Genomic DNA, 12,074 nt, shown 5'->3' with positions numbered 1-12,074 from the left:
CCATGCTTAATCATGGTATTTGCTTCCTCGATTGTCGAAAGCAAACTTCGTGCCTTCGAGCACATTGACTACATGTGAATTTATAATAGGATTTTCGATTGATCCAGACACGTACTCAATCTTGGATGCATTTTTACGATTAAAGGACGAATAGATAACTTGCTCGGCATCACATACCACTGCAAGATTCGGATTATGGGTGACCATAATAATTTGCCGCTTCTTTTTCGCTTCAGTCAACACAGGCACAAGTAGGCTCACGACTGTCTCATTATCAAGGTTCTCCTCCGGTTGATCCAAGATGATTGGATCTCGGCCTTTGTCTACCAATAAGTAAAATATGAGAAGGAGTGCGCCGCGTTGACCAGGGGATAACTGTTCAATTTTGGTGTCTTGAAATAGTAGCGAGTAACGTGGCTCCAAATACGACAAACCATAAAGCAAGTCATAAACATTTTTTGCCGCCATATCTTTTCGCAGCATCGACGCAATTCCGATGGCATCAGCTTTGCCTCCCAATGCAGCCGCGTGAATTTTAGTATCAAGTTCGTTAACAAAACTCAACACATCTGCTTTTTGATTGAGATCGAACTGTTCAGAGAGGCGTTTCACGACGGCAGGGCCTTCGTCATCGCCTCTGAATTCTCCTGAATTCTGCTTGATAAGTGCAAATAGTGGAGATGAGAGGGCATCCGAGGATCCGCCTAATGTTGCCTGAAATTGCAACTTGTATTCATCTATGATGAGCTTGTTGCCTTGAATCAAATCCTGAACGGGTTTGAATAAGTCCTCACGCGCTTTTCTTTGTGCATTCAGAATGTCAAAAATGTCACCCGTTAAATTGCGACGCTGCTCTTGCTTGTTTTCAAGTAAAACAGGCAGTTCATCAAGTTGTGCAATTCTATTCTCTATACCTTTTAGCGTTTCAGGCGCATCAGATGTCCCAGTCAGTTCAAGTAGCTTTTCTTCCCAAACTTCGATAGCCTTCAGGCTGTGCTGATATAAAAGTTGTGGCTCGTTGAGCTTGGTCTTCAGTTCAGATTGCTGACTATACAGATCTTTCTTAGCCTGTTCATTCTGGCTGGATTTCTCTACTAGGGACTGCTGCTCTTGCGGAATCTTTTCTGATACTTCATCAAGTATTAGCTGTTTTACAGACAGTGTGGCAAGCTCGTGCAGCTTTACTCCCAAGATCTCTAGATCTTTCGCTGTGTCGTCTTGAAATTGCTTGTACTGTTTTTCCAAAGTACGCAGGCGTTCGCGTATAGCTTGGATGGCTTTTGATTTGGCAGCAAAGCTTGCTTGGGAATTCACGTTAGACAGAGCTTCTACTTCAAGTTTTTTGAGATTTTCTGTAATTTCTTCAAGAGATCTTACTGCTTTCAGTTCGTCGCTAGACAACTGCTCTGATGGCTTTGGCATGGCTACTGGTTTGATACTGTTATGCTCTTCAATCTGCCTATTCTTGAGCGCCAAAATCTCCAGTAGCGTCCGCTTCACTTGCGGTTGAGCTTGTGCTTCAATGTTTTCAATCTCCAGATTGACTCTTGCGAGGTCCTTTCGATACTCTCCTAACTGATCTCTATAGCCGCTCTCTTGCTGCTCAATCAGTTGGTCAAAATCAAGCGCCCCAAGACGAAGCGCGCCACCCGCGTAGTCAAAGATAACTGCTCTAAGTTCTTTCTCAAATGCTCCGGCGCGGCCTGCGATGTGGTCGTTGCAGAGGTTTTCAAAATGTCCTTGAGGGATATAGCGGACGAGTTGAACTTTGTCGTCTGCTGGATCATCGGAAAGCCTGCGTACTTCTTGACTCTTGTCCAACCACTCTAGCTTGCCAGTAAATTGCTTGGCAGGATCACCATAGCCTGATTTGCCACGAAACCTGTTTTTTTGAAGAAATGAGAAATGCTCTTTTTGTTGAGAATTCCCCAGAAGAGCTATTACATCTGCAAGGGCACTTTTTCCGCTACCTTTATTGCCAATGATTGCTACTAAACCATGATTTAATTGTACTCGACAACCCGCAAGCCACTCTTCAGGAATTGTGCTATCTTCATTTTTCTGAACATTAATAGAGTCAATGAAGAAGGTTTTGTTCTCGGCCACTTCGCGAAGTTTTTCTGGTAACTCGCCGATGAAGGCACGATCTGCGGGTTCCTTGATTGCTTGTAGAAGACCAAGAAAGGTGGGGTCAGCTTTAATCCAGCAGTATCGTTGCATATCGGGTACAAATATCTTTTCGAGACTGTGCGCATCCGATCCATGAAGACAGGGCTTCAATGAGTTGTATTGCCGTTTTATCTCCGAAGCTGGGTGGCTGTCTTTCAGACCGAGATAATGTAATCGATCGGCAGGATTTCCGCTAAAAACAAAATGGGATTGCCTTAGTAATTCATCCCTGGTTGCGGAAAAGCTGTCCAACGGAAGCCCACTGATACCATCCTTGCCGTTGGCTATTCCCACCACACTGTGCATTTTCAGCCAGCTATCGTTATCAAGCCATTTAAAAATTTCTGTATGTGAGGGTTTGAATTGTTCAATACCAACTTTGTATGCGGCGGCATCATCTTGAAGTGCTGGGTTTTGTGCTTTCGCAAAATCAATTAACTCATCATGTATGCACCCATAAGACTGATTGTTGTAGGTTATACGTAGGTTTCTAAGCGACTTCTTGATCTTTTCCACATGCCCAATCCCTGTTGCATCTATTAGCAGGTGGATATTTAATGCGCTTCCATCTTTGGTTTGAGGGGAGCACCTGAATTCAATATTGGGAATCAGAAGTATTGAATTTAGCCGAGGTTTCTCTGGGTCTTTCTGATTGCTGAGCAATCTTTCATAACCATCGATTGTCATGTAGTCGGTGACACCAATCACAGCAATATGATGCTCTGCTGCGGCCTTTTCTAATCCATCAACATAGCTGTCCCATGTAACACCTGGAAATGGGTTGCCTAATTGACTGGCTGGAGTATGGATGTGCAAATCCCATCTGCGCCATTCTGCACCCCGTGGAAATTGCTTTTTGTCGGCACTCATATCAACTCTCGTCCTCTTTTAGATTAATCAATACCTTGGATTTCCCACTATCTGAGTCCAACGCCTGTATATCCAACCCCCTCAATCTCCTGCAACGATTTCCCCGCAATCCCCTGCAAGTCCCCATACATGCCCACGGTTGCCCCCATCACGCGCTCAATCTGTTGTTCGCGCTTGGCCCATTGTTTCATGATAGCTTTTCTTTCCTTGTCGAGGTCTTCCTGCATGGTGGAAAACGCTTCGACGATAGCCTCCACCCGCTGACGGAAGCGCGGTCCGGTGAGGTACTGGTAGACCATCTCGGTCTTGGTCTGCTGGCCTTCTGTGGATTGCCGCGCAAGAGCAAGCTCCAGCAATGACTGGCGCAAAATCATCGCCACAGGCAGCGCGGCGCGTGGGTGCGTTACCCAGACGCCCTCTACCATTTCGAAGGTTTCAATACCTTTCGCAATGTCTGGCTCACGATCACGGCGATTTCTGCCTTCGCTGTCCGCTGATCATCACGAAGTTTTACCAGCCAGGCATCGCTCCAGTTCTTGGTACGTTTGAACTCCCACAAGATGGTGCCGCCAGAATGACCGCCTGCACCGACAACACGGTGCAGCACATCGCCGCCAAATTCGCCTTTGGGTACCGGTTCAATTGCATCAAAAGGAAATTTTGTGCGCAACGGTTTTCAAGCTCCAGTTCCTGAACTTCGCCTTGCAATTGTTGTGATCCCTGTTCGGCCCTGCGCTTGAGATCCTCGATCTGTTTCTGCATCGCGGCAATGGTCTGCTCCTTCTCCATTACCTTGAGTTTCTGTTCGTCCTCGGCTTCTTTTTTGGCTTGTTGGCGGGTAGCGTCGAGTCCTTCCTGCACACGCTTTTCAACGGTGAGTTCCTGTTCACGTTTAGCATCATCCAGTTCGCGCTGTTTTTTGATCAGATCGGTCTGTGCCTTCTGTGCCTCGGCAAGTTTTTCTTCACGGCTTTTCAGCACTTCTTGCAAGTCAGCCACTTCACGGGTTTTCTGTTCAAGGTTGTTTGCGGCAGCCTGCATGGCTTTTTGGGCCTCCTCAGCCACGATCCTGGTTCGGTCCTTTTTCAGTTGCTCCTCAACCTGATCGGCCACTTGCTCATCAAGTTTGTTCTTGGCATCGGCGAGTTGTTTTTCCTTCTCACGCATGGCCTGTTCGCGCATGGCAATGTCGCTGTCTTTCTGCGCCAGTTGCTGTTCAAACTGTTTGCGGGTGGATTCAATCAGTGGCGCAGCCAGCGATTCGGTGAGTTTGATTTCCGTTTTGCAGTTAGGGCAGGTGATGGTGGGTTCGGTCATGATTTGATTTCCTTCGAAGTATCGGGACTGCACTGTTTCGCGATCCTGCTAATGCCGAACAAAGCGATGTTGAGCAAATCGGCTTTGGTGGATTTTGTCTGTCCAGTTTGGCCAATTTTATCACATGACCATGCCATCAGTTTCTCCCATTGACTAGCATTTCTGCGGCGTTTTCAGTTTCTTCACGACGCGAAAAATATGCGTGAAATCCTTGGAATACAGACTGGATTCGGTTTGTACGTCGCGCCCTAAAGCTTTGCCCACCAATAACATCGTGGTCAGATTCCACTCGCTTTTCTTGGTTTCTTTAATAATGGTAGCCAAGGTTCCCTGATAAGACCGCTCTTCCGGCCAGGTTGCCCGATAGACCAGCGCCACCGGCGTGTCGTCCGGGTAATGCAGGCGCAGGTCGGCGACTATTTTTTTCAAATGCGGCCCGGACAGGAAAATGCACATGGTCGCTTGGTGTTCGGCCAGCCGTGCAATTGATTCCAGTTCCGGCACGGCGGAGGCGCGGCCGGAAACACGGGTCAGGATCACGGTTTGCGATACTTCCGGCTTGGTCAGCTCAGCTTTAATGGATGCCGCCGCCGAGGTGAACGAGGACACGCCCGGTACAATGTCGTAGTCGATACCCAGGGCATCGAGTCTGCGCATTTGCTCGGCGGTTGCGCCGTAAATGGCAGGATCCCCGGAATGCAAACGTGCCACATCGCAATCGATTTTTTGAGCGCGGCGGTAGCAGGCTTCCTGCTGATCAAGGTCGAGCGTGGCCGTGTCGATCAGTTCGGCATCGGGGCGGCAATGCTGTAACATGTCGGTAGGCACCAGCGATCCGGCGTACAGCACCATGCTCACCCGGCCAAGAATATTTGCGCCGCGCAATGTGATCAGATCGGAAGCGCCGGGGCCTGCGCCGATAAAATATACTTTCATACGTGTCTTTTCTCTTTTGGGGTTTTGCGTATTAATAAAGTGGCGAGATAGCCCATCGCTGAGGTGGCGCATAAATCGCTTACGCCATCGACCAGCAGTTCATCGGCCAAGCCGATGCGGCGGGCAAAGGCGCAGTGTTCGGCGATGCCCATGTCACGGAGCAGAGCCAGCACCCAGGGCAGGCGTGCGCCGATTTTCATCAGCACCACAACGTCATGGCTTTCGATGTCCTGCCGCAGTGTTGCTGCATCTTCGGGGCAGGGCAGAATCAGGCTGCGCTCCTTGCCTACACCCAACGGCCAGCCCATCGCCGAGGCCGCTGCCGCATAGCTGGTGATGCCGGGGAAGGTGCGTTGCGGCAAATCCGGCAAAAGATCCTGCAAAGCCGCCAATATATAGCCGTAAGTGGAGTAGGTCAGGCTGTCGCCTATGGTCAGGTAAGCCACGTTCAGGCCTGCGCACAAATCGACGGCAATGGCCTCGGCCAACTGCGCGTAATGTTCGCTCAGCACGGTGCGGTCAGGATCCATGGTGAATTCTATTTCCCGTATCCTATCCTGATTGATGGCTATGCCTGTTAAACATTGCAAGGCCACTGACGTTTCCGAGGTGCGCGCACGAGGCGCATAGATAATGTCGGCCTGCTGCAATACCTCAACCGCCGCCAGCGGAATATAACCAGCAGGCCCCGGCCCTACGCCAATGCCCCAGAATGTACCTAATTGACTCATACTGCTTCTCTCATTTATTGCCTCGTTGCCATGCACTGCGTCACTGCCATTAAGTTAAGACATGGACATGATTGTGGGGGGGCGACTTCAGTCGCCTGGTCAGTAACAACTTGCCACTCAATCGGCGACTAAAGTCGCCGCCACATCAGCAATTATTTTCCCAAATCTGTTTAACTTAATGGTAGTGATGCACTGCGTGGGAATGCGATGAAGGAGCGACAACTCTGCAATCGCAGCTCCAAATATCGCGGGCATGGCCCGCTCCTACGGTATCATTGTGTTTCTTAATTTAATGGCAGTGACGTAGCGCATGGGGAACGAGAAATCACACGTTATTTAGCGCACGGCACGCCCTACTTAGCCGCTCCTTTATACTTCACCCAAACTATCCGCTTGCAAATTAAATAACCGCACTTCAACCTTTTTCACAGCAGGCACTCTGGCTTGAACAAGCGCGGCGATGCGCTGTTCGATATCTATCCACAATGCCTGTGCGCCGGGCTCGTTCTTTAATCTTTCCGTCGCTGCTTCCACTGTGTTTGCCTGTTCCAGTTCTTGTACCAAAAGGCTGTTAAACCCTCGTTCTGCCGCCACCCGGGCGACGACACTCATAGCCATGTCGCTCTTGCTGGAATGCGTATCCCATACGCCATCCAGCACTTTGGCAAGTTTGCCCGGATGCCCCAGCAGCCACAGCACATCCAGTTGACGCTGCTGTTCAGCCAATGCCTGCTGCACAAAGTCGAGCGCGTCGCCAAGAAAATTGGCGATCTGCACTGAGCGTTGTTCGGGTAAACCCAGTATCTCTTTGGCATAGACGCGGCCGATTTTACCCGGCAGCAAGGCGATGCTGTTTATATCGTTGTTTCCCAGCGCAACGCGCACATACACTTCAATCGAGGCAATCCATGACGCCAGCGATAAGGGCTCGACGATGCCTGAGGTGCCGAGTATCGAAATGCCGCCGACTATGCCGAGTCTCGGGTTAAAGGTCTTTCTGGCAATCGCTTCGCCGTTGACACAGCCTATGGTCAGGTCGAAGCCTTGATCCCCGTTCCCTTGTATTTCGGCGATGGCCTGTCGCATCATCTTGCGCGGTGTCGGGTTGATTGCGGGCTCTCCTACCGCTACCCGCAGACCGGGCTGGGTAGCGGTGCCGACGCCGTCTCCTGCGAAAAAACGCAGCTGTCCTTTATCGTTTTTTCGAACCTCGGCGAAGATGGTTGCCCCGTGCGTGTTGTCCGGGTCATCGCCGCCGTCTTTGAACACTTCGGCGCGTACTGTTCTTGAACCTAGCCAATGAATGTCTTGAATCGGTACGATCAGGTAATGGGCATCGTCAGGCAGTGTTATCTGCACCTGGGTGCGGCGCTCGCCGTGCAGCAGCAGGTAGAGTGCCGCCTTAACCGCCGCGGTGGCGCAGCTCCCGGTAGTGCGCCCGCGCCGTAAACCGTTAGGTGCGAGGACATTGAGATCGAATTCCTTAAGCTCCGTCCGAGCCATACTCTGCAAGCTGGTTTACCGCATCGATCATCAAGCCGTTGACGACGGTTGCCGCCCACGGCGAACCGCCGCGCGTGCCGCTGTTGGTGATGCGCGGCACTTGCAGGCAGCGTTTTAATTCCGCTTTCGACTCGCAGGTGCCGACAAAGCCGACCGGCAAGCCGATCACCAGCTGCGGCCGCCAGCCGTGTTCACGAATCAACCGCACAGTTTCCCTGATCGCAGTCGGCGCATCGCCTATAGCCAGCACGATATCGTTGCCGAATTTTTCGAAGGCGCGGCGAATTCCGGCGGCGGAACGGGTGATGCCTTGTGTTTGCGCCATCAGCGCGGTTTCGCGGTCATGAACCCCGCACCAGGTTTCGATGCCGAGTTGTTCGAGCAGGGCGCGCTTTAGGCCGGTCTGCACCATGGTCACGTCGGTCACTACACGCTTGCAGCGCAACAAGGCGCGGATGCCGGTTTCGACTGCACCCGGCGAAAAATAAATGTCATCGACCGCATTAAAATCGCCGCTGGTATGCACTAGCCGTTGCAGCACGGTCAAATGCGCCTCGGGGAAGGCAGACCAGTCGCGCCCGGCAGCGATGATGCGGAAACTTTCTGCCTCTATCGGATGCGGCACGTAAGGGGTAAATCCGGTTGCTGCTTGATCTAATGCGGCTTTTTCGGACAGGCCGCGCACCTGAAGATGATGCGGGCGTTGCGGCTCGCCGACCTGTTGTTCAAAGCCGACGATTTGCACCCGGTATTTGCATAGCGAGCAGTTCATTTCCGCGCGGCCTTCTATCGCTTCCTGCGCCCTGGAAATCAGCACATCGGCCACGTTCGGATGCACGCCGAGATAACTCGCCTTGAGTACTTCCAGCTCGGGTTCGCGTTCCTGCAACGCATCGGCCGCCTCATAAATACGCTTGACCAGTATGCCGTCGAACAGGAAAAACGGCACCACGATCAGCCGTGCGTAGCCCAGTCTGGCGGCGGCGCGCAGGCCGTCGGCGACCAGCGGTTTGGCCGTGCCTGAATAGCACACGTAAGATCCGCCAAAGCCCATGCCTTCTTCGATCATGCGCGCGAACTTGGCGACTTCGCCATTCGCATCGGGGTCGGTGGTGCCGCGGCCGACCAGCACCAGGCAGGTGTCGGTGCGGCGTATGGTCTTGGAGGATGCCGATTCGGCCTCGACGATGCGTTGCTGAGCCACTTGCAGCAACAGCGGATGCAAGCCCATCGGCACGCCGAAATGAAATTCGATGTCGGGATGTTCGCGCGCGAAAGTCAGCAACTCGCTGGGCATGTCGTTTTTGGCATGGTTTGCCGCAAGCAATATGCCGGGCACCATGACGATTTGCTTGGCATTCTGCGTTGTGTGGGCCGCAATCGCCTGGTCGATAGTCGGCCCGGCGAATTCCAGGTAGCCGTGACTGACCACATGCTGCGGCGCGCGTTCCCTGACCAGTTTAACCAGTTGCTCGAATTCCCGTATGCCGTCGGCATCGCGGCTGCCGTGACCTGCGATAACCAGACCGAATTGTTGGTTGGTATCAGTCTGCATTCGGTAACGGCTCCATTGCAGGTTCAATCTGGCTGGACATCGGTGTACGGGTGCGGATTAGCATGATGCTCATGTCGCTGAACTCCTGTTTTGCACAGTCGGCCAGCGTGCCATGCCATTCCGCTTCGGAACGGGTTAAATTTTCCCAGACCTCGGTCGGATGATCGGGCGATATGCCTTGCTCCAACAGGTAAGCGGCGATATGACGCGGCATGAATGATCGCGCTTCGTCCCACGGACAGGGAATCACGATCGCATTGCGCTGGTCTTGCAACACATGCACCAGATGTTGTTTAAACGGAGTCAGATCGCCGCGGCGGTGAAAGGTGATAAACGTCGTTTCGTCAAAACAGACTTTGGCGCGCGATGCGAGTATCTGCGCCGAAGATATGCCCGGTACGGTTTCCACCGGGTGGCCGCAAGCGCGCTCGACCCGTTCCAGATACTGGAAGCCGCTGAAATGAATGTCGCCCATGAATACCACGACGCAGTTCTTGCCCGCATGGTGCTCAATCGCCACCTGCGCCAACTGCTCGGTCTGGTCGCGATAATTCATCAGCACGGTTTGCGCGGTAGCGGGAATCAGGCTTTGCACGACGTTAATGACGGCATCGAATCCGGCGACTACATCGCTATTGCGGATCAGCTCCGCGCCGCGCTGGGTCAGGTAAGCCACGTCGCCAGGGCCTGCGCCTATGCAGATAATCATAATTGTTCCTTTGTAGGGGCAATCGGTAAGCTGCCCGTCTTTATTGAAATATTATTCATTTTTATGCGCTCGTTCCCAAGCTCCAGCTTCCAGTCCTGTCTCGCGAAGCTAGAGCTTCGCGTACTGAGTTCCCAAGCCAGAGCTTGGGAACCAGCATAATAAAATACATCATGTTCAGCATAGTAGGGCGTGCCATGCGCGCCTTTTTGGAGCTAAGGCGCGCATGGCACGCCCTACGTCGAAAAAATGTAATATCATTTAATGCACCCACGCACCGTAAGCGCCAGGTTTTCCGCCGATAATTCTTCCAGCGTCAGGCATTCGGCACCCAAGGCTTGCGCCAGTTGACGTGCTTTACCCAAACGCAAATAACCGGTTTCGGTATCGAGCACCAAAGCGGGTACGCCGCGCTCGGCAAGCAATGTAGCAAACCGTAGCGACTCCTGCCAGGGATCGTTGCCGTCGTTCAGCGCAACATTGGCTTTGCCGTCTGTAAGCAATACCAGCAACGGCGGCATGCTGGTCTTTGCCAGCGTTTCCAGTGCGACAGATAGTGCATGAGGTAACGGCGTGCGCCCTCCGGTAGGCAGTTCGCGCAGATTCTGTTCGGCAAGATCGACGCTGCATGTGGGCGACAGCAATAACTGTGCGGATTCGCCGCGAAAGCTGATCACCGCGACTTCGTCACGCTGCTGGTAGGCATCGGTAAGCAGCGATAACACCGCGCCTTTGACCGCTTCCATGCGTCGCTGTGCCGCCATGGAGCCGGAGGCGTCGACGACAAACAAGATCAGGTTGGCGTTTTTGCCGGTGCGGACTTGTTGATGCAGATCGCTTTTCGTCACCTGGAAATCGTCCGAACCTCGAAGCGCCGCGCTACGCAAGGTCGCACCGACGGCGAGACTGCTTGGGTTCTGGTCCGGTACGACTCGCACGACACGGCCGCGCGGCGCATCTTGTGCAGTGCTGCGCTTGCCGGAAGCGTAGCGATTGGCAACGGTATCGACTTCTATTTTTCGGACATTACCGGCAGATGCGGCAGCGAATACCTGTTGTTCGTCTTGCGACTCGCCGTTATCTTGATCATTTTCCTGGTCGTCATCAGCGCCCGATTCGCCTTGATCCGGCGGCTGCAAAGCCTGTTGCATCAACTCGTCGAGCTGGTCTTGATCCAGCCCCGGTTGTTCGAACGGCTTGCGCCTGCGCCGATGCGGCAGCACCAGTTCTGCCGCACCGCGCACGTCTTGCGAAGTGACTTGCGACCGGCCTTCGAGCGCCGCCAATGCCCGCGCCGCTTTGTGCATGACGATGTCGGCGCGAAGGCTGGCTACCTCGAATTCGCAGCACAAATGACTGATCAGGTCGAGCAGCGCATCATCCAGCAATACTTCCGGCAGCAACTGCTGCGCCGTTGTCAGTCTGTGCCGCAATTCCTGCTGTTGCTGCATCCAGTTGGCGGCGTAAGCCGTGGGATTGGCCTCGAAAGCAATACGTCTACGCACGACTTCGGAGCGCAAAACTTTGTCGCGCGGCGCAGTCACTTCAACCATCAGGCCGAAGCGATCCAGCAATTGCGGGCGCAAATCGCCTTCCTCCAGGTTCATCGTGCCGATCAGCGTGAAGCGGGCAGGGTGGGTGACCGAGAGGCCTTCGCGCTGCACCGCATTAACGCCCATCGCCGCCGCATCCAGCAGCACATCGACCAGATGGTCGGGCAGCAGGTTGACTTCGTCGATATAGAGTATGCCCCGGTGCGCCGCAGCGAGCAGGCCGGGCTTGAAAACCCGCGATCCGCCTTTGAGCGCCTGTTCCAAATCCAGGGTGCCGATAACGCGGTCTTCGGTGGCTCCCAGCGGCAAGGTAATGAAAGGCACGTTGTCCGCTTGCGCTGTCGCATGCTCGGTATTGCAGGTTTCGCAGTGCTGATAGGGAGCATGGGGAGCGCAGTTGAACGCACAGCCGGCAACCCGCTCGATCAGCGGCAGGATGTCGGTCAGTGCCCGCGCCGCCGTGCTTTTTGCAGTGCCTTTATCGCCGCGTATCAATACGCCGCCCAGCGACGGATCGACGGCGCACAGCAGCAACGCAGTCTTGAGCTGGGTCTGTTCGACGATCGCGGAAAAAGGGAAGGTGGCTTGGTTCATTTTAAAAAAGTAATTTTTCCACGAAAGGCACGAAAAAAATCAATGAAGCCGTCTGTAAAAAAATTACGCTCGTTCCCAAGCTCCAGCTCTCATCGTTATACACAAGTGTCTGCGATACACCGTTATACCCCTCGTTCCCA

The 12,074-nt window shown here is 53.3% G+C and carries 7 protein-coding genes and 1 pseudogene; all 8 read right to left on the bottom strand.

All coding sequences use genetic code 11. The features are described 5' to 3' along the window. Positions 1–6: 6 nt before the first annotated feature. The 8 genes and pseudogenes from RW114_RS03330 to RW114_RS03290 all read right to left on the bottom strand — a co-directional run bounded on the left by RW114_RS03330 (position 7) and on the right by RW114_RS03290 (position 11,934). The gene (locus tag RW114_RS03330) at positions 7–3,039 is read right to left on the bottom strand and encodes a TrlF family AAA-like ATPase (protein WP_340121289.1); all 3,033 of its coding nucleotides are present in this window, start codon (positions 3,037–3,039) and stop codon (positions 7–9) included. Positions 3,040–3,086: 47 nt separating this feature from the next. Continuing rightward, positions 3,087–3,801: pseudogene (locus RW114_RS03325) on the bottom strand (DUF2130 domain-containing protein). Positions 3,802–4,509: 708 nt separating this feature from the next. Further along, entirely contained in the window at positions 4,510–5,292 is a 783-nt protein-coding gene (cobM, locus tag RW114_RS03315) for a precorrin-4 C(11)-methyltransferase (RefSeq protein ID WP_340121288.1), read from the bottom strand. Next, positions 5,289–6,023 (bottom strand): precorrin-2 C(20)-methyltransferase, encoded by a 735-nt coding sequence (gene cobI / locus RW114_RS03310; RefSeq protein WP_340121287.1) that lies wholly within the window; start codon positions 6,021–6,023, stop codon positions 5,289–5,291. The genes cobM and cobI overlap by 4 nt, the downstream gene beginning before the upstream one ends. A 369-nt stretch (positions 6,024–6,392) precedes the next feature. Beyond that, a complete protein-coding gene (gene cbiD / locus RW114_RS03305; RefSeq protein ID WP_340121286.1) occupies positions 6,393–7,526 on the bottom strand; it encodes a cobalt-precorrin-5B (C(1))-methyltransferase CbiD in 1,134 nt (377 codons plus the stop codon). After that, entirely contained in the window at positions 7,507–9,081 is a 1,575-nt protein-coding gene (locus RW114_RS03300; RefSeq protein ID WP_340121285.1) for a precorrin-8X methylmutase, read from the bottom strand. The genes cbiD and RW114_RS03300 overlap by 20 nt, the downstream gene beginning before the upstream one ends. Beyond that, positions 9,071–9,790 (bottom strand): cobalt-precorrin-7 (C(5))-methyltransferase, encoded by a 720-nt coding sequence (locus tag RW114_RS03295; protein ID WP_340121284.1) that lies wholly within the window; start codon positions 9,788–9,790, stop codon positions 9,071–9,073. The genes RW114_RS03300 and RW114_RS03295 overlap by 11 nt, the downstream gene beginning before the upstream one ends. Before the next feature lie 254 nt (positions 9,791–10,044). Further along, positions 10,045–11,934 carry a putative cobaltochelatase gene (locus RW114_RS03290; protein ID WP_340121283.1) on the bottom strand — a complete coding sequence of 630 codons (1,890 nt, stop codon included), beginning with the start codon at positions 11,932–11,934 and terminating at the stop codon, positions 10,045–10,047. Positions 11,935–12,074: the final 140 nt, after the last annotated feature.

This window comes from Methylobacter svalbardensis (assembly GCF_037671525.1).
Lineage (GTDB): Bacteria > Pseudomonadota > Gammaproteobacteria > Methylococcales > Methylomonadaceae > Methylobacter_A > Methylobacter_A svalbardensis.
The sequence above is the reverse complement of the archived record's forward strand: the minus strand, read 5'-3'. Positions and strand labels throughout refer to the sequence as shown.